Raw genomic sequence first — 18,937 nt, 5'->3', positions numbered from 1 at the left:
AGGTGCTCTTCTCGTGTCTGCTGGGAAACTACTTCTGGCCGGTGAACACCGGCTTGCGCTTCTCCTGGAAGGACTTGAAACCTTCGGCGTAGTCAGCGGTGTCGCACAGGGCTGCCTGCGCCCGGTTCTCGGTACGCATCGATTCCCACAGCCCCGCACGCTGGTCACGGATTTCCTTGACCAGCTGCTTGGAAGCGATGAATGCCTGAGTTGCACCCTGGGCTACCTTGGCAATGATTTCTTCGCTGCGCTCCACCAGTTCCCCGGGCGCGAACGCACGCGAGAACAATCCCGAACGCACCGCTTCAGCACCGGAGATCAGTTCGGCGGTGTAGATCAGATCCAGCGTGCGGTGTGCCCCGAGACGCTCGGTGAACAGCCAGTGCCCGCCCGAGTCCAAGGTGGCACCGAGGTTCGCGAACGGCGAGCCGATCTTGGCGTTTTCCGCGACGTAGACTACGTCGGTAGCGATCGCCAGCCCCAATCCCACGCCCAGGCAGGCCCCCTGCACCAGCGCGAAGGTTGGCGCAGGGAAGCTGGACATCTTTTCCAGCAGCGGCTGGACCTTGCCGTCAAGATAGCCGATCACGTCATCGTCCGCGGGATCTACCCCGGAGATGTCGCGACCTGCGCAGAATCCGCGTCCCTCGCCGGTCAGCACCAGCGCGCGCACGGTGCCCGCAGCCACGGCGGCGGCCGCTTTGTCATAGGCTTCCGAGAGCTGCGCCAACGCAGCTTCATCCAGCGAGTTCATCTTCTGTGGAGCGTTGAGCACCACCCGCGCGATGGAATCTTCAATCGTCAGTTCGATCATGGATTCGTCCTGGCCTTTCTAGGCGTCGAAGTCGACGCTCAGCTTTTCGCTGGTTGGGTGCGACTGGCAGGTCAGTACGTAGCCGGCTTCGACTTCGTCGGGTTCCAGCGCGTAGTTCTCGGCCATGGTGACCGTACCGCAGGTGACCTTGGCACGGCAGGTGCCGCACACGCCGCCAGCGCAAGCGAACGGCACATCCGGACGCACGCGCAAGGCAGCGTTCAGCACGGTTTCGTTGGCCCGCACCGGCGACTTGACCTCGCCCTTCAGGCCGTCGAGGTTGAAGCTGATCTCGTAGCTTTCCTCATTCTCGTCCGCCACCACGGGACGGCCGATATGCCCTTGCGGCTTCGTCGGCTCGCCGGTGGTGAATAGCTCGAAACGGACCTTCTCGGCGGGAACGTCCAAGCTGGCCAGCTGGTCGCGGACCAACTGGACGAGCTCGAATGGGCCGCAAAGGAACCACTCGTCAACATTCGGTGCCTGGACCACGCTGGTCAGCAGCGTGGTGAGCTTCTCGGCGTCGATGCGGCCCGAAAGCAACGGCGAAATGCGCTGTTCGCGGCTGAGCACGTGGTGCAGTGCCAGCCGGGATGTGTAGCGGTCCTTCAGGTCGGCCAGTTCCTCCAGGAACATGACGTCCATGGCGGCCTTGTTCGCGTAGATCAGGTCGAAACGGGTGTGCTCATTGGCTTCGAGGATCGTGCGGGCAATGGCCAGCACCGGGGTAATGCCCGAGCCGGCGGCGACGGCCACGAAACGGTCCTGCGCTTTGGTGTCGATGGTCGACGGGTTATTGATCTGGGTGAGCTTGTGCTTGGAGATGAAAGCGCCGGCAGGGCTCATCACATCGATCTGGTCCCCTGCGGCCAGGGACTCGTTGGCCCAGGTGGAGAACAGGCCGCCCAGGTCGCGCTTGATCGCCACCTTGATCTCGTCGCCCGTCGGGGCGGCGCAGATCGAGTACGAACGGCGCAGTTCGACCAGCTCGCCTTCGGCGTTGGGGATTTCCTTGCGCAACGCCACGTACTGGCCTGCGACGTAGTCGTATTCCTCGCTCAAGTCGCCAGGGATGGCGAAGCTGACTTCAATTGAGTCCTTGGTCAACCGGCGCACGTTCGAGACGGTGAGCCGATGGAAGGAGGCCCGGCGTCGGGTGGGAGTGGTTTTTTCGGTCATGAGAGCACCTTGAAGTAGTCGAAGGGTTCCAAGCAGTCTTTGCAGGTGTAGAGCGCCTTGCAGGAAGTCGAGGCGAAGCGGGCCAACTCCCGGGTGTTCAGCGAGTGGCACCGCGGGCATTTCACGCTCATGCCCAGGGTGACGCGGCCTGCGTGGCCCTGGCCGGTCGGTGGGGCAATCCCGTACTCTTCGAGCTTGGCCTTGCCTTCCGCGGTCATCCAGTCCGTTGACCACGCCGGGCTCAGTACCAGCTTGACGTCAACCTTTTCATATCCGGCGTCTGCGAAAGCGGTGTACAGGTCGCCATTGATGGCATCCATCGCCGGGCAACCTGAATAGGTCGGGGTGATGACTACCTGCACGGTTCCGTCCTCGGCCATGTCCACCTCGCGCAGGATTCCCAGGTCCGCGATGGATAGCACCGGAATTTCCGGGTCGGTCACCTGGGAGGCGATAGCGAACAGGTCCTTGGCGCCAGCGATCGTCTTGCTCAAGACTGCTTCCCCCTTTTCGGGCAAAAATGTTGCGTAGTTACCAGCTGGCACCGGGATGCTTGCGGGCGAGAACTTGCATCTCTGCCAGCAGGTAGCCCAGGTGCTCCGAATGCTCGCCGCGGCGTCCGTAGGCCATGGCCTGTCCGGTAGCAGGAATCTCCAGTCCGGCGTCGGCCAGTACCGCAGTGATTTCTTCATCCCATGCAACGCGCAGGGTGGAGGGCAGCACGGCGATGCCCGCAAGGTCTTGGTGGACTTCCTCATCGCGGAACATCTCATCGACGTACGGCCAGAGGATTTCCAGGGCATGGCGCATCCTGGACGCTGATTCCTCGGTCCCCAGGCCCAGGCGGATGGTCCACTGGATGGCGTGGTCGCGGTGGTAGTCAACTTCCTTGACTGCCTTGGCCGAGATGGCGGCCAGGGTTTCGTCCTTGGACTGCGCCAGCTGCTTGTAGAGCAGGTTCTGGAAGATCGAAACGATCAGCTGGCGGATGATCGTCACGCCGAAGTGGCCGTTAGGCTGTTCGACAATCCACAGCGAAGTGAATTCTTCTTCCTCGCGCCAGTAGGCCAATTCGTCTTCGGTCTTGCCCCAGGCCAGTCCGGCGTAGGTCAGGAACGAGCGGGCGTGGCCCAGGATATCCAGGGCGATATTGCCCAGGGCAACATCTTCTTCCAGTTCCGGAGCCCGGGAAATCCAGTGCGACATGCGCTGCGCCAGGATCAGGGCATCGTCGCCCAGGGTCAGCGCGTAGCGCGCAACCTCTTCACTTGGCTTGACGCCGTCCACGGCGATGTCCTCCGGACGGAGGGCATTGCCCGGGGTGACGCGGGTGGCCGAGGCCAGCGCGTCGCCGAAGCTATCGAGCGCTTCGTCGAGTTCTTCGTGCTTCACAGGTGCTTCACTCCCTCGCTGGCCTTGTAATAGGTCGCGTGGCGGTAGTCCTTGCCCTGCGGGGATTCGAAGAAGGAATCCTTTTCACCGGGGTCGGAGCTGATGATGTCCGAGGACTTTACGACCCATAGCGAGACGCCTTCATTGCGGCGGGTGTACAGATCGCGGGCGTTGCGCAGTGCCATCTGCTGATCCGGTGCATGCAGGGATCCGGCGTGGACGTGCGAGAGTCCTCGGGACGAACGGACGAATACTTCCCACAGGGGCCAATTGCTCTGTTGGCTCATGCTAGGCGACCTCACTTCGTGCTTGTTTTGCTGCGTATGCTGCGGCGGCTTCTCGGACCCAGGCACCTTCGCGGTGCGCTTCACGGCGGCGTTCCAGCCGCTGCGCGTTGGCCGGGCCATTGCCCTTGATCACTGCCATGAATTCATCCCAGTTCAAATCCTTGTGGATCCACTGCTTCTTTTCTTCATCGAAGTGCAGCTGGGGATCCGGCAGGGTCAGGCCCAGGACCTTGACCTGCTCGGCGATCATGCCAACGAAGCGCTGGCGCAGTTCGTCATTGGAGAAACGCTTGATCTTCCAGGCCATGGACTGCTGGGAGTTCGGCGACTGGTCATCTGGCGGACCGAACATCATCAGCGAGGGCTCGTAGAAGCGGTTGATGGCGTCCTGGGCCATCTTCTTCTGCGCCTCGGTGCCACGGGAGAGCGAGAGCAGGATTTCGAAGCCCTGGCGCTGGTGGAAGGATTCTTCCTTGCACACGCGCACCATCGCACGGCCGTAAGGGCCGTAGGAGGCGCGGCACAGCGGAACCTGGTTGGCGATGGCCGCACCATCGACCAGCCAGCCGATAGCACCCATATCCGCCCAGGTGCGTGCAGGGTAGTTGAAGATCGAGGAGTACTTGGCCTTGCCGGAGAGCAGCTGCTCGTTGTACTCGTCGCGGGTGGTGCCCAGGGTCTCGGCAGCCGAGTAGAGGTAGAGCCCGTGCCCGGCTTCATCCTGCACCTTGGCCATCAGAATGGACTTGCGCTTCAGCGAGGGAGCGCGGGTGATCCAGTTGGCCTCAGGCTGCATGCCGATGATTTCGGAGTGCGCGTGCTGGGAGATCTGGCGGCTGAGGGTCTTGCGGTACTTCTCAGGCATCCAGTCGCGTGGCTCGACGCGGGAGTCCTGATCGATCAAGGCGTCGAAACGCGCTTGGGACTGCTCTTCTTCGTAGCTCGGGACGGCACTCAGTCCCGGCTCCTGCGGTGTGGTCGGGGCCATGGGTTCACCTCATCGAAAACAAATTACATACTGACCGTTCGTTCAGTATGTCAGAGTGCGCTCGATCACGTCAACACCAACCCCCTCCAGGCACAACAAAACCCCGGGAAAGAATTCCCGGGGTTTCCTTGAAGCTGGGGATTAGGCGTTAGCCAGCGCCTTTTCCGAGTTCTTGCCCTTGAATATCAGCGCATCAAGCGAGATGCGGCCTGGGCCAGTCAAGAGCAGTGCCAGCGCGCCGGCAGCCAGTGCCAGGACAAGCTCGAAGCCGCCATTTTCCACGAACACGCCACCTGAGGCATGAACCATGAACAGGGCGGCAATCATCTGCAGGCCCAGCAGGCCAGCGAAGACGCGGGTCAGCAGGCCAAGGATGATCGCGGCGCCGCCGGCGATCTCCAGGGTTGCCGCCACTGGAGCAATCAAGCCGGCAGCAGGAACGCCCATTTGACCAAAGGCCGCAGTGGTGCCCTCGATGGTGAACTGGAAGTACTTCTGCCAGCCATGAGCCAGGAAGAGGAAGCCGAAGGCCAAGCGAAGCAGGGTACGCGCAGCGGTCTGCAGACCCGGGTTGTTTTCCAGAGCGGACATATTTTAACTCCTAGGGATTGGGGCACGGGAAGATCCCGTGTGGCTACTGCTCCAACCCTACAAGGGAATAAGTTGAACCTTCAAGCATATGAAGGTTTTTGTCCCGTAAGCTTCGTCACGAAAAAACCGTGCTGCCCGCAACCAGTTTCATCTGGTCGTGGACAGCACGGTTTTCCGCTGGCTTGGCGGTACGGCTCAGAGAACCTTGGACAAGAAGTCCTGGGTACGCGCCTGCTGCGGGTTGCCGAACAGCTGTTCGGGCGCACCCTGCTCGCAGACAACACCATCAGCCATGAAGACCACGCGGTCAGCGACTTCGCGTGCAAAGCCCATCTCGTGGGTCACCAGAACCATGGTCATTCCGGTGTCGGCCAGCTCCTTGATAACCTGCAGCACTTCTCCGACCATCTCCGGGTCAAGAGCGCTGGTAGCCTCATCGAAGAGCATGATGCCCGGGGCCATGGCAAGCGCGCGGGCGATGGCCACACGCTGCTTCTGGCCGCCAGAGAGCGAGGCCGGACGGGCGTTGGCCTTCTCGCGCAAGCCCACGCGTTCCAGCAGCTCAAGTGCGCGCTCCCGGCCTTCCGCCTTGCTCATCTTCTTGAGCTCGACCGGCGCCAGCATGATGTTCTCTGCCACGCTCATATGCGGGAACAGGTTGAAGTGCTGGAACACCATGCCTACATGGCGGCGCACCTCATTGATGTCCACCTTGGGGTCGGTGACATCAAAGCCATCGACAACCACCTTGCCCGAGGTAATGTCCTCAAGCTTGTTCAGGCAACGCAGCAAGGTGGACTTGCCGGACCCCGAAGGGCCGATCACGCACACCACTTCGCCTTCGCGGACATCCATGTCGATGCCCTTGAGGACATTGTTGGAGCCAAAGGACTTGTGCAAGTCCTTGACCTGGATCTTCACGTTGGAGCTTTGCTCAGTTACGGTGCTCACTTGTTGAACCTCCGATCGGCATAATTTGCCAATTTGGTCAGCGCCATAATGGCAATGAAGTAGATAATGCCCACGATCAGCAGGGTCTCAGTGACACGGAAGTTCGCCGCGTAGATCTGCTGGCCCTGGTAGAGCAGCTCGGTGAAGCCGATAGCCAGCAGCAACGAGGAGTCCTTCAGGCTGATGATCAACTGGTTGATCAGCGACGGGGTCATCATCTTGAAAGCCTGCGGGATCACGACCTTCTGCATCGACTTGCCATAGCCCAGGCCCAGCGAACGGGATGCTTCAAGTTGCCCTGGATCCACCGACTGGATACCGCCGCGAACGATTTCGGCGACATAGGCACCGGCGTTCAGCGACAGCGTCAGCACGCCTGCGGTCCAGACGCTGATCTCCCAGCCGGTCAGCTGCGGCAGGCCGAAGTAGAACATGAAGGCCCAGAGCAGCAACGGGGTGCCGCGGAAGATGTTCACGAAGGTCGTGGCGATGCCGCGCAGCACGATGTTCCCGGAGATCTTCATGAAGCCGAAGACCAGGCCCAATGCCATGGCAATGGCGAAGGAAATCGCGGTCACCAGCAGGGTGTGCCACAGACCGGTCATCAATGCGGGAATGGACTTGACCAGCAGGTCGAAGAAGTTGCTTGGCGCCGCTGCGGTCGGGTCGGCAAGGTAGGAGTCCAGGATCTGCTGGTACTCGCCGTTGGCCTTCAGCTCGGCCAAGCCGTCGTTGAACGCTGCCAGCAGCGCGGTGTTCTCGCCCTTGTTCACGGCGAAGCCATAGGAACCGCCCGGGACCTTGTCGGTGACGGTCTTCAGGCCATTGCCCTGGGCAATGCCGTAGGCCAGCACCGGGTAGTCGTCGAAGACGGCAACTGCAGAACCGGCCTTGACCGATTCGTACATGGTGGCCGACTGGTCCAAGGACTTGACCTCGAAGCCGTATTCCTTGGCGATGGACTTTGCATAGCTTTCGCCCTCGGCGCCGGTCTTGGCGACAACGGTCTTGCCTTCCAAGTCCTCGTAACCGGTGATCTCGTCATTGCCGGCAGCGACAGCCATCTGCACGCCGGACTCGAAGTACGGCTCGGAGAAGTCGTAGATCTCCTTGCGCTCGTCGGTAATCGACATGCCGGCGATCACGCCATCCACCTGGTTGGAGGAAAGGGCGGCCAAAGCGGCGTTGAAGCCCAGGGACCTGATCTCGACTTCAAAACCCTGGTCTTCGGCAATGGCGCGCAAAAGATCCATGTCGATACCGGTCAGTTCGCCGTTCTGGCGGAACTCGAAGGGCGCGAAAGTCGTATCCGTGCCGATGACGTAGGTCTGGCCCTCGACGCTTTCACTGCCTTGGGCCACGGCCGAGGGTGCCCCGACGACCAGGGCCATCAAACCGATGGCAGCCGCGGCTATCCATCGGGCCAGGCGCCCTGTGGGGGCAGCTGTTCTTTTCTTTTCCACTGATGTATCGCTTTCTCGTACTGAAGGGCGAATGGCCCAAGTTGCAGATGATACGTTCTGCCTGCAAGCCTAGGACTTATAAAGCCTAGCCGGTACCCCGCGACTCGCCTGCACTTGCATCGTTATCGGTTTGAAACCGCTGTTCTGTCCGCGCTGAGCATAGCTGCACCCGCATAGCACGGTAGTGGGATTGAATAGGGGTATGACTCCAGAATCGTTGACCGCCAATGCACCGCGTGCCGCAAAGCTGCCCACCACCCGCAGCTTCCACGGCGATGACTTCATCGACAACTACGAGTGGCTGCGGGAGAAAGCCAACCCGGATGTCATCGCGCATCTGACCGCAGAAAACGAGTACACCGACACCATTACCGCTAGCCAGCAGCCGCTGCGCGATGCCTTGTTCAGCGAGATCAAGGCACGCACCGTTGAAACCGACTTGTCGGTTCCAGTGCGCCGCCGCGGCTGGTGGTACTTCACCCGTTCGGCCGAAGGCAAGCCCTACACCATCCAGTGCCGCGTCAAGGCATCGGACACCGGGGACCTTGTTGCCGACTGGACTCCCCCGGTCATCGACGCGGAAACTGCATTGCCTGCCGAAGAGGTGCTGCTTGATGGCAACGCCTTAGCCGAAGGGCAGCCGTTCTTCTCGCTCGGCGGCATGGCGTTGAATGAAGCAGGCAACTTGCTTGCCTACTGTGTCGATAATGCGGGCGATGAGCGATTCACCCTTTTCATCAAGGACCTGGACACCGGCCTGCTGCTGAGCGACACCATTGAAGGAGTGTTCTACGGCCTGGCCTTCTCCCCCGATTCTTCAACTGTCTTCTACACGGTGGTTGACGAAACCTGGCGGCCACACCAGATTCGTGCTCACCTGCTGGGGACCCTCCCAACGCAGGACAAGATCATTTTCGAGGAAAATGATCCTGGCATGTGGCTCGGCTTCGATCTGAGCCCGGACCGCAACACCCTGATGATCTCCAGCGGCAACTCCGAATACGCCGAAACCAGCATGCTGGATCTGGCCGATCCTTCGGCTGCCGTGACCTTGCTGGTGCCGCGCTCCTTGCGCCTGCTGCACGGAATCGACCTGATGCCGGGCGCCGGCCAGGCCTTGATCACCCACGACCACCAGGCACCGAACAACATGGTGTCGCTGGCATCCCTGGACCAGCTGGGCGAAAACGCCGCCCCGGCGCACTGGCAGACCGTGGTGGCCCACGAGGACACGGTCAAGATCGAAGGCACCGCGCTGACCGGTTCGCACGTGGTGCTCTCGGTGCGCCGAGATACCTGCGAGCGCGTGCAGCTGATCGCCTTGGACGGATTGGGCACCAAAGCCCAGCAGCCGGCCATTGAACCGGATTTCGATGATGAGCTGTTCACTGCCTCGGCGACCTTTGCCGAGCTGGATGCTCCGTTGATCCGCATCGGCTACACCGCAGACTTCACCCCGGCCCGCGTATACGACCTGTGGCTCCAGAACCAGTCGCTGGTGCTGCGCAAGCAGACCCCGGTGAACAACTTCGATCCTGCCAAGTACCTGTCCACCCGCGAGTGGGCCACCGCGGCCGATGGCGCCAAGATCCCCTTGACCATCATGCGCCGTGCCGACCTGGATACCTCGGTTCCCCAGCCGGTGCTGATCTACGGCTACGGTTCCTACGAGGCCTCCATGGATCCTGGTTTCGGCATCCCTCGCTTGAGCGTGCTGGATCGCGGAGTGGTCTTTGTCATTGCCCACGTGCGCGGCGGCGGCGAGCTGGGCCGCAACTGGTACCTGCAGGGCAAGAAGCTGCACAAGAAGAACACCTTCACCGACTTCATTGATTCCACACAGTACCTGCTCGATTCCGGGTGGGCCGATCCGCAGCGCATCGCCGCCCTGGGCGGTTCGGCCGGCGGACTGCTGATGGGCGCTGTCGCGAACATGGCTCCGCAGCTGTATACCGCGATCATCGCCCAGGTGCCGTTCGTCGATGCCTTGACCTCCATCCTGGATCCAGAGCTTCCGCTCTCGGCACTGGAATGGGAAGAATGGGGCAACCCGATCGAGAGCAAGGAGGTCTACGACTACATGAAGTCCTACACTCCCTACGAAAACGTCACAGCACAGGATTACCCGAAGATCGCTGCGGTCACCTCGCTCAATGACACCCGTGTACTGTATGTGGAGCCAGCCAAATGGGTGGCCAAGCTGCGGGAAGTCGGTACCGGACAGGCCCCGATTGTGCTGAAGACCGAAATGGATGGCGGTCACGGCGGCGCTTCGGGACGTTACGAGTCCTGGAAGGCCCGCGCGTGGGACTACGCCTTCGCCTTGGACGCCCTGGGATGCACCGACGAAATCTAAGTAGCAAAGGAACGGCGGCCATGCACCACATCAAGATCAGCGACTACCGCAATGACCCTGCGATTCGCCGCTTGCTGGTGCTGGCCGCCGAACCTGCCAACGAGCAGGCGCTCGAAGCGCTGCTCGATGAATGCGAAGGCCTTGAGGTGCTTTCCATCGCCACTGCCGCGGGCGATATTGCGGCACTGGCCGCCTACCGGCACAGCGGCAAATACGCGGTGTGCGTTGAATACCTGGCCGTGAAAACATCCCACCAGGGCCGGGGGCTGGGCTCGAGGCTGCTCGCTGAGCTGCGCGACTGCCATGAGAAGAACGTTTGGGCCACCACTGCAGAGGATGCGGTGGGTTTTTACCGCTCGCTGGGTTGCGTTGTTTCGCAGTCTTCTGCCGACCCGCGCTGGCCGGATGCCCGGCGGTACCTGTGCACCTTGCCCTTCTACCCGCTGCTCACCGGCCAGCCAGATGAAGATCCGGAATACGAGGCCGTGGGTGGAGAGCTGATGCGCGGCCTCATAGAGATTGCCGAGCCATCGAAGCAATGGGCCAGGGACTTCCACCGCCTGCACCATCGAATCGCCAGTGTCCTGGGGGCCACCGCGTTGGCCATTGAACACACCGGCTCGACATCCGTTCCGGACCTGCCCGCCAAGCCGATCATCGACATCGTCTTGCTGGTCCCCGACGCGGATCAGGAAGCGTCCTACGTTCCGGCGCTGGAATCCAGCGGCATGCTTCTTTGGCACCGTGAACCTGGCTGGTATGGCCACCGCATGCTCAAGCCCGCTGCCGGTTCGCGGCTCCCCGAGGCCAATATCCATGTCTTCAGTGCAGGAAGCCCCGAGTATCTGCGGCTCGTGCTTTTCCGCGAGCATCTGAAACACCATGAAGCCGACCGTTTGGCATACGCCGCGGTAAAGCGGGAAGCCGCCCGCGCACTGGCTGCAAGCGACGGCGAGAACGGCCTGGTCATGGACTACAACCGGATCAAGGAACCTTTCATCCTTGACGTCCATCAAGGGATATTCACTGCCTGAATCCGCTGCGCTTCATCGCTGAAACAGTACCGCCAATACGGTCGCATAACTTGACTTAGCTCACATAATGTTATTACCTAATGATCGTTCGGTAAATAATTCGGCGAAGGAAGACGATGAGCGAAACGCAGGTAGGGAATACGGTCCCACACGCCATTCTCCACAATGACTACGCGACCCAGTGGATGGGAATCGAAGTCGTCGAGGTCTCCGATGGGCACGCAGTCATCACGATGACGCTGCGCCAGGAAATGCTCAACGGCTTTGGTATTGGCCACGGTGGCATGATCTTCGCTTTAGCAGACACGGCATTTGCGTTGACCTGCAATCCGCAGGAGGGCTCCGATGAGACCATCACGGTCGCTTCGGGCGCTGACGTCAACTTCCTCAAGCCAGCAATACCCGGACGAGTGCTGACCGCCACCGGCAACCGAGTCTCGCAGCAAGGACGCAGCGGGATCTATGACATCACGGTGACCCAGCCAGCGGCCGACGGCTCAATTGAAACCGTGGCGCAGTTCCGCGGACGTTCGCGCACGGTCCCAAAGCCTCAAAGCCGCTAAGCACCCAGCCCACTCCACACGAAAGTTTCAGCATGTCTCAGAACACCGACCGCGACAGCCTTCCGAATCCGCTTGATCCAGAAGAGACCATGAGCCGCGAGCAGATCGAAGCGATCCAGCTGACCCGCCTGAAGGAAACGCTGCACCATGCTTATAACAACGTTCCGTACTACAAGGCGAAGTACGATGCCGCTGGGGTGCACCCGGATGATCTGAAAGAACTGGCCGATCTGGCCAAGTTCCCGTTCACCGACAAAGAAGACCTGCGCAAGAACTACCCCTTCGGCATGTTCGCGGTACCGCAGCATGAGATCGCCCGCATCCATGCCTCCTCTGGCACCACCGGGCAGCCGACCGTGGTCGGCTACACCAAGCAGGACCTGGAGGACTGGGCCAAGCTCGGTGCCCGCTGCCTGCGCATGGCCGGCGTGAAGCCAGGCTGGAAGGTGCACAACGCCTACGGCTACGGCCTGTTCACCGGCGGCCTCGGTGCCCACGCGGCAGCTGAATACCTCGGTGCCACCGTCATTCCGATGTCCGGCGGACAGACCGATAAGCAGATTTCCCTGATCCAGGACTTCGAGCCGGATGCTATCTTGTGCACCCCGACCTACCTGCTGACCATTGGCGATGCCATGCAGCGCAAGGGCCTGGACCCTCGTGCCACCTCGCTGAAGGTTGCCGTGCTCGGCGCGGAACCGTGGACCGAGGAAATGCGCCACGAGCTGGAAGAGATGTTCAACATCACCGCTTGCGACATCTACGGCCTGTCCGAAGTCATGGGCCCTGGCGTGGCTGGCGAGAACGGCGAACACAAGGACGGCAGCCACATCTGGGAAGACCACTTCCGCCCAGAAATCATTGACGCCTTCGACGAGACCAAGGTGCTGCCGGACGGCGAACACGGCGAGCTGGTCTTCACCTCGCTGACCAAGCAGGCACTGCCAATCATCCGCTACCGCACCCATGATCTGACCCGCCTGATGCCAGGTACCTCCCGCCCAGGTCACCGTCGCATGGGCCGGATCACCGGACGCAGCGATGACATGATCATCCTGCGCGGGGTGAACCTGTTCCCAAGCCAGATCGAGGAATTGATCCTGAAGGTGCCATCGCTTTCGCCGCACTTCCAGCTCATCCTTTCCCGTCCAGACCGCATGGACCAGCTGGCAGTGAAGGTGGAGCGCCGCATGGATGCCTCATCCGGGGACGCTGCCAACGGGGCCAAGGAGCTGGCCAAGCTGATCAAGATCCACGTCGGTTCTTCCTGCGCCATCGACGTGGTCGAGCCAGAATCCTTGGAGCGTTCCATGGGCAAGCTCAAGCGCATCTTTGATCTGCGCAACAGCTAACCCAGTGAGCACATGGGATAATCGATAAATCATGGAAACTACCGATATTGTGAACCGTCCGGCCAAGCGTGGCCGCCCCGGGTACGACCAGGAAACCGTATTGCGCATTGCCGTAGAGGCATTCAACGAATACGGCTACGACGCGACCTCCATGGGCAAGCTCGCTGACCGGCTGGGTATCAGCAAGTCCGCGATTTACCACCACGTCCCTTCCAAAGAGGACCTGCTGCGTCTGGCGTTGGATGAAGCGCTCATTCCCCTGGAAGCGGTGATCGCCGAGGTCCGCTCCCATGAGGGCAGCGCCGATGAGCGTTTGGAATTCTTCTTGCGCGCTACCTTCCGGATCCTGTTGGCCAAGCGTTCCTACGTGACACTGCTGCTGCGCTTGCGCGGCAACACCGAACTGGAACGCCAAGCTCTTCAGCGCCGACGGGCGATGGACCGCCAGCTCGCTGAGCTGGTCACCGCAGCCCAATCCGACGGCAAGCTGCGCGCGGACTTGGAACCGCGGGCCACGGCCAGGTTGCTGTTCGGCCTGATCAACTCTGTAGTGGATTGGTACCGCGCTGACGGTCCGATCAACGGACCAGAATTGGAAGACCAAGCCATTTCATTGCTCTTCAACGGATTGCACACCACAGCGGCTTAATCGCTGGATTGCATCTTGCGCTGGCTCCCACCTGATCGGTGGGAGCCAGCGTCGTTTAAGCGTGCCACAGGGCAAGCGGCAATGTGGCGTATGCCTCCTTGTAATCTTGTCTTCCTCACAGAAATCGCCGTTAGCATCGAAGGGGTGCTTTAGCACCAGTCATTCTCGATCAACCAAGTGAAGAGCGCTGTGGATTCCATCTTAGAAACCCTTTTCATGGCTACCGCCGAAAGCAGTAGTTCCTATGTCCAGATCTTGCTCTCTGCGGCAAGCATGCTGCTAGTTTTCATTTCTGCAGTACTGCTGGCGCACCGCAATGACCTGGGCTGGTGGACCTTGATCCTGGGCGCCTTCACCGGCCCCGTCATCACCTCGCTGCAGTACGACCTGATGGGCCTGCTCTACGCCGTGCCGCTGCTGTTGATCGCTGTCTTCGGCCTGTGGCGCTTCTCGCTGTTCAAGCTCAACGGCAAATTCACCCGCATAGTCACCAGCACCCCGGTAACCATTTGGTCAGCGGTCGGCCTGCTCATGGGCTTGATCCTGCTCGTTGCCCTGCGCTTCGGCCCGTTCCTCTTCAACGGCGGCTTCATGAGCGCAACCCCTGAAATCTGGGTCCTCTACTTCGCTGATGCAGCCATCTTCGCCTCTTTCGTGATGATCGCTCGCGGCGTGCGCACCGGCTGGCTGGTCTTGGCTCTGGCCGCCATTGCCGATCTGGTGATCTACTTCCTGATCTCCCCAATGCTGGGCATGATGGGCCTGTTCGTATTCATCGCTCTGGGAGCTGTGTATGGCTTCTTCCTGTGGCGCGGCCTTCCTGCCCAGGCTGCCGAGCCGGTGCAGGTCGAGCTGGACGAGGAAGAGCTGGCCTTGCAAAAAGCCAAGCAGGCAACCTTGGACAAGCTGAATGCCAAAACCGAAAAGTAGCTGAACCTAGAATGATCCCGCCCCAGTGTGAACTGGGGCGGGATCATTTTTTTGTGGCTAATTGCGCCAGCTGTCGTTCAGGTTCAGGGAACCGTCCGCATTCACGGTCGCGATGCGGTTGGCCCCTGATTCCCACGTGGCATTGCCGCTCTGGTCGTACTTGACGTACTTGTATTCGAACTGCGTTCCTGCCGGAAGGTCCACCGTTCCGCTCCAGCTCGGGTAGCTGGCAGCTGATAGCTGTGGCGCCTTGGCCGGATCCCAGCTGCCTAGTTCCGGCTGGTTGCCGACGATGCGGATGTTCTGCCCCATGACGGTTTGGGCGGTGACCGCGACGCTGACATCAACGGTGTCCTCGACCGGATCCGGCGTTCCTGATCCGCCATCGGATACGGCACCGATGTGCAGGGCCATGGCACCGTAGGCAGGCAGTGTCGCGGTGAACTTGCCGTCGGCTCCCACAGTGATGGTCTTCGAGCAATCGCCTCCGGACACCACATCACAATAGGTGCCACCGGCCAGCGAGCTGGTGTATTCGCGGGTGGTTGCCGCCGAGGTGTTGTTGATGGCTACGAAGCCCTTATTGCCGCGGCCGTATGCGATCTGGTTGCCGCCATCGTCCCACCAATTGCTGACAGCCGCGTCGCCGACGGCGTTGTTGAAGCCCACCATTCCGGTGATTTCATCTTGCCGCTGTTCGCAGGTCCAGGCGGAGGAGTCGCAGTCGGCATTGGGTACCGATGCGTCACTGGCGCCCGGAGCGCCTGCTTCCTTGTCGGTGAACGCGAATCCGGAATACACGGTGGGTGACCCGTAGGGCCAGGACAGCATGAAAACATTGGCCAGCAGGTACTTGGCGCCCCACTTGTAGTTCATGGATTCGCCGTTGCGTTCGGTGTCGTGGTTGGTGACAAAAACCCCGGCCCGGTCACTGGTGAGCTTGCCGTCGCCGATGAAGCGCAAGTTGGCGATTTGCGCGTCGAAATCATGCTTGAGCTGTCGCGAGTAGTCGAATTCGTGGGAGTCGCCGCTGCCCAAATATTCGCTTTCCTGGATTGGCTCTCCCGAGGCGCCGATGACTTCGTGCACCCAGTAGGCACCGGAGTTCTTCATCTTTGATTTGATGGCTTCCAGGTCTGTTGCCGGGATGTGCTTCGAGGCATCGATGCGGAAGCCGGAGACGCCGAGCGAAACGAGATCATCCAGGTAGTCGGCGATGTTTTGCTGGACGTAGCTGCTGGAGGTTTTCAGATCCTGCAAGCCAACGAGGCGGCAGTGCTGCACTTGCCAGCGGTCGGCATAGTTGGTGATGTTGGTGCGGCAATCGTTGAAGTCCTGGGCCGAATACTCTGGGAAGTTGTCATCGGAGAAAGCCGAGCCTGCGGTTCCAGTACCGGTCTGCCCGGCTCCGGTCATGTGATTGACCACGGCGTCTGCGATCACTTTCACGCCTGCGTCGTTGCAACTTTTGACCATGGCGGAGAATTCCTCGCGGTTGCCCAGTTTCGAGTCCACCTTGTAGCTCACCGGCTGGTACGAGGTCCACCATGCAGTGCCGCGCAGGTGCTCAGCTGGAGGCGAGACCTGGACGTAGCCATATCCTGCTGGGGCGATGCTGGACTCGCATTCCTGGGCTACCGAATTCCAGTTCCATTGGAACAGGTTGAGGATGACATCCTTGCCGTCGTTGGATGGGGTGGCGGCTTGGGCGGGTGCTGCGAACAACGGTGCAGCGAGCAGGGCGAGCGAGGCGCCGAGTGCTGCCACCGGCTTCACCGTCCTGGCTCCGTGCTGGCGTTGTGTTGATTTGGCGCGTGATGGCAAAAGTTCCACAGAAAAACTCCTTTGTTGTGATGATCGGGCTGCGATAGCTCGACGCGACAGCGTCGGGATCGCTCAACCACACGTTCCCCATCAACGCGTGACCTGCGACACAACTGTAAGCGTTTTCTTAGCTCTCTCCAATAAGTAAATTTCTGTAAATACATTAAACCCGCGAAAATGTCCGCGTAAATTGCCCTAAAATTTTTCACTCCGCGTCAAATCTTGCCAAAATTGGAAACGCTTTCATAGATATCCGGCAAAGCTGTCCTGGCTCCGAGCACGCAAAAGGGTGGATGCCGTGGTTGACGGCATCCACCCTTGCTGAAGTTGCGTTTTAGCCTTCGAAGTTGGCGTAGGTGAGGTTTTCTTTCTCCACCAAGGTCAAGACATCGTAGGTCGCGACAATCTCATCATTCTGGTTGTGCAAGATCGCATCCCATGCGACCTCGCCATATTCATCGGTGACTCGCGGCGTGATTTTCTTGGCCGTCAGGGTCACGCGGATTGAATCTCCGGCAGCCACCGGGGTGATGAAGCGCAGGGATTCCAATCCGTAGTTGGCTAACACTGGCCCCGGCGCTGGCTCTACGAAGAGGCCGGCAGCCCACGACACGAGCAGGTACCCGTGGGCGACGATTCCCGGGAAGAACGGGTTCGCTTCGGCTGCCTTTGCATCGGTGTGGGCGTAGAAGGTGTCGCCAGTTTTCTTGGCGAATTCGCTGATCTCTTCAAGGTTCACTACGCGCAGATCAGAGGCGAAGCCATCGCCTACTTGCAGCTCGGCCAGCGACTTGCGGAACGGGTGCGTGTATTGCTCCTGGCCGCCGAACTTTTCGCATCCGGCCAGGCGCTGTTCAGCACCGGCATGCCACACGCCGCTGAGCGCAGTGAGCATATTCGGCGAGCCCTGAACGGCAGTGCGCTGCATATGGTGCTTCACTGATCGGATTCCGCCCAGCTCCTCGCCGCCGCCGGCGCGCCCTGGGCCACCATGGACCAGGTGTGGCACTGGTGAACCGTGACCGGTCGTTGATCGCGCGGTTTCCCGGTTCAGGATGTGCACGCGGCCATGGTGGGCGGCGATTCCCAGGGCCAGTGAACGCACGGTGTCGGTGTCATTGCTGCACACGGTGGCTACCAGCGACCCTGCACCCATGGCGGCCAGCCGCACGGCTTCGTCAAGATTGTCGTAGCCGATGACGGAGCTGACCGGTCCGAACGCCTCGCGGGAGTGCACAAGCGGGTTGCGGGCATCGGCCCATCGCAGAACCACCGGAGACATGAAGGCACCGAATTCGGCCACGGCGTCGCGTTCTGGCGCCACGCGTACGGCTGGGGCATCCAGGCGGCCAAAGGCCAGCTCGCCACCAGCGTCAATCATGTCCTGCACTGCAGCACGCACATCAGCCAGCTGTTCCAGGGAAGCCAAGGCACCCATGGTCACGCCCTCGACGCGGGGGTCGCCAATGACAACCCGCTGCTCGATTCGCTGGCCGATGGCGGCAATGACCGGTTCTACCAGATGGGAAGGCACGATATTGCGGCGGATCGCGGTGCATTTCTGGCCGGCCTTGGAGGTCATCTCGGTGACGACGACCTTGACGAAGGCCTCGAATTCCGCTGTTCCCTCCTCTGCATCAGGGCCGAGGATGGCCGCGTTCAGGGAGTCGGTTTCTGCTGCGAAGCGCACTCCCCCGTCGATGACATTTGGATGGGACTTCAGCTTGCTGGCCGTGGCGGCCGAGCCGGTGAAGGCGAACATATCACGGTAGTCGAGGTGGTCCATCAGGTCGCGGGCTGATCCCGAGAGAAGCTGCAGGGACCCTTCGGGAAGGATGCCTGATTCCAGCATCATCCTCACGGCTGCCTCGGTGAGGTACCCCGTTGGAGTCGCTGGCTTGACGATGGTGGGAACACCAGCGATAAACGCCGGGGCAAACTTTTCGAGCATGCCCCATACCGGGAAGTTGAACGCGTTGACCTGCACCACGACACCACTCATTGCGGTGTAGATATGCGTGCCGATAAAAGAGCCGTCCTTGCTCAGCGGTTCCGTTGGCCCGTCCAGGATGACATTGCTATTGGGAAGTTCACGGCGGCCCTTGGATGAGAATGTGAACAGAACACCGATTCCGCCATCGATATCCACCATGGAATCGATTTTGGTGGCCCCGGTCTTGAAGGAAATCTCGTAAAGGTCTTTGCGTCGCTCGTTCAGATACAGCGCGAGTTCCTTGAGCTTGAGTGCGCGCTCATGCAAGGAGAGCTTGGCCAGCTCCTGATGCCCGGTGCCACGGCCATAGTCCACCGCCACTGCAACATCCAGCTTGTCATTGGTGACAGTGGCTAGAAGTTCTCCGGTGTTGGCGTCGCGGACTTCTGTTCCGCCCTCGGACTGCGGGGTCCGCCATTCTCCGGCGATAAAGCTGGGTACCACTCTGATCTGTTTTGTCGACATCGACATAATTCCTTCCTGAACGGTCGGTCAGTATTAACCTTAACCTTATCAGCAAGAGCGTGACCGGGAACACCTCAAATTGTTGATCGCGAGAATTCTCCACCCC

General features: G+C 60.6%; 17 protein-coding genes. 6 read left to right on the top strand and 11 right to left on the bottom strand.

Going from position 1 to position 18,937, the window contains the following annotated elements; genetic code table 11:
• Positions 1–28: 28 nt before the first annotated feature.
• The 9 genes from AC1Z36_RS07770 to AC1Z36_RS07730 form a co-directional block, all read right to left on the bottom strand.
• Complete coding sequence (locus AC1Z36_RS07770; protein WP_332595042.1) at positions 29–814, bottom strand: enoyl-CoA hydratase/isomerase family protein; 786 nt, start codon at positions 812–814, stop codon at positions 29–31.
• An 18-nt stretch (positions 815–832) separates the two neighbouring features.
• Positions 833–1,993 (bottom strand): 1,2-phenylacetyl-CoA epoxidase subunit PaaE, encoded by a 1,161-nt coding sequence (paaE, locus tag AC1Z36_RS07765; RefSeq protein WP_105656922.1) that lies wholly within the window; start codon positions 1,991–1,993, stop codon positions 833–835.
• Positions 1,990–2,487, bottom strand: a complete 498-nt coding sequence (paaD, locus tag AC1Z36_RS07760) for a 1,2-phenylacetyl-CoA epoxidase subunit PaaD (protein ID WP_332489069.1) — start codon at positions 2,485–2,487, stop codon at positions 1,990–1,992. The genes paaE and paaD overlap by 4 nt, the downstream gene beginning before the upstream one ends.
• A gap of 37 nt (positions 2,488–2,524) precedes the next feature.
• Entirely contained in the window at positions 2,525–3,385 is an 861-nt protein-coding gene (gene paaC / locus AC1Z36_RS07755) for a 1,2-phenylacetyl-CoA epoxidase subunit PaaC (protein ID WP_483561915.1), read from the bottom strand.
• Entirely contained in the window at positions 3,382–3,672 is a 291-nt protein-coding gene (gene paaB / locus AC1Z36_RS07750) for a 1,2-phenylacetyl-CoA epoxidase subunit PaaB (RefSeq protein ID WP_105656924.1), read from the bottom strand. Before paaB ends, paaC begins: the two co-directional genes overlap by 4 nt.
• A 1-nt stretch (position 3,673) precedes the next feature.
• A complete protein-coding gene (gene paaA / locus AC1Z36_RS07745; RefSeq protein ID WP_105656925.1) occupies positions 3,674–4,660 on the bottom strand; it encodes a 1,2-phenylacetyl-CoA epoxidase subunit PaaA in 987 nt (328 codons plus the stop codon).
• 141 nt (positions 4,661–4,801) lie between these two features.
• Positions 4,802–5,251, bottom strand: coding sequence for a DoxX family protein (locus AC1Z36_RS07740; protein ID WP_332489071.1), 450 nt, complete (start codon positions 5,249–5,251; stop codon positions 4,802–4,804).
• A 195-nt stretch (positions 5,252–5,446) separates the two neighbouring features.
• Positions 5,447–6,202 carry an amino acid ABC transporter ATP-binding protein gene (locus AC1Z36_RS07735; RefSeq protein ID WP_105656927.1) on the bottom strand — a complete coding sequence of 252 codons (756 nt, stop codon included), beginning with the start codon at positions 6,200–6,202 and terminating at the stop codon, positions 5,447–5,449.
• Positions 6,199–7,665, bottom strand: a complete 1,467-nt coding sequence (locus AC1Z36_RS07730) for an amino acid ABC transporter substrate-binding protein/permease (protein WP_483561914.1) — start codon at positions 7,663–7,665, stop codon at positions 6,199–6,201. Before AC1Z36_RS07730 ends, AC1Z36_RS07735 begins: the two co-directional genes overlap by 4 nt.
• A 202-nt stretch (positions 7,666–7,867) precedes the next feature.
• Here AC1Z36_RS07730 and AC1Z36_RS07725 point away from each other — a divergent pair, with 202 nt between their 5' ends.
• The 6 genes from AC1Z36_RS07725 to AC1Z36_RS07700 all read left to right on the top strand — a co-directional run bounded on the left by AC1Z36_RS07725 (position 7,868) and on the right by AC1Z36_RS07700 (position 14,549).
• On the top strand, positions 7,868–10,021 hold the full coding sequence (locus AC1Z36_RS07725) for a S9 family peptidase (protein ID WP_483561913.1): 2,154 nt from the start codon (positions 7,868–7,870) through the stop codon (positions 10,019–10,021).
• Between the two features lie 20 nt (positions 10,022–10,041).
• Positions 10,042–11,055 carry a GNAT family N-acetyltransferase gene (locus AC1Z36_RS07720; RefSeq protein WP_483561912.1) on the top strand — a complete coding sequence of 338 codons (1,014 nt, stop codon included), beginning with the start codon at positions 10,042–10,044 and terminating at the stop codon, positions 11,053–11,055.
• A gap of 116 nt (positions 11,056–11,171) precedes the next feature.
• Complete coding sequence (locus tag AC1Z36_RS07715; RefSeq protein ID WP_134779684.1) at positions 11,172–11,618, top strand: hotdog fold thioesterase; 447 nt, start codon at positions 11,172–11,174, stop codon at positions 11,616–11,618.
• 32 nt (positions 11,619–11,650) lie between these two features.
• Complete coding sequence (locus AC1Z36_RS07710) at positions 11,651–12,970, top strand: phenylacetate--CoA ligase family protein (RefSeq protein WP_483561911.1); 1,320 nt, start codon at positions 11,651–11,653, stop codon at positions 12,968–12,970.
• Between the two features lie 31 nt (positions 12,971–13,001).
• Positions 13,002–13,619 (top strand): TetR/AcrR family transcriptional regulator, encoded by a 618-nt coding sequence (locus AC1Z36_RS07705; RefSeq protein WP_013349779.1) that lies wholly within the window; start codon positions 13,002–13,004, stop codon positions 13,617–13,619.
• Positions 13,620–13,835: 216 nt separating this feature from the next.
• Positions 13,836–14,549, top strand: a complete 714-nt coding sequence (locus AC1Z36_RS07700) for a nicotinamide mononucleotide transporter (RefSeq protein WP_402470411.1) — start codon at positions 13,836–13,838, stop codon at positions 14,547–14,549.
• 57 nt (positions 14,550–14,606) lie between these two features.
• Here the strand turns inward: AC1Z36_RS07700 and AC1Z36_RS07695 are convergent, their stop codons facing one another.
• Together AC1Z36_RS07695 and paaZ are read right to left on the bottom strand one after the other, a co-directional pair.
• A complete protein-coding gene (locus AC1Z36_RS07695) occupies positions 14,607–16,382 on the bottom strand; it encodes a carbohydrate-binding module family 20 domain-containing protein (protein WP_483561910.1) in 1,776 nt (591 codons plus the stop codon).
• Between the two features lie 325 nt (positions 16,383–16,707).
• Positions 16,708–18,831, bottom strand: a complete 2,124-nt coding sequence (gene paaZ, locus AC1Z36_RS07690) for a phenylacetic acid degradation bifunctional protein PaaZ (protein ID WP_483561909.1) — start codon at positions 18,829–18,831, stop codon at positions 16,708–16,710.
• Positions 18,832–18,937: the final 106 nt, after the last annotated feature.

The sequence above is a fragment of the Glutamicibacter sp. BS14 genome, assembly GCF_056934375.1.
This window is presented reverse-complemented; position numbering and strand designations above follow the sequence as displayed.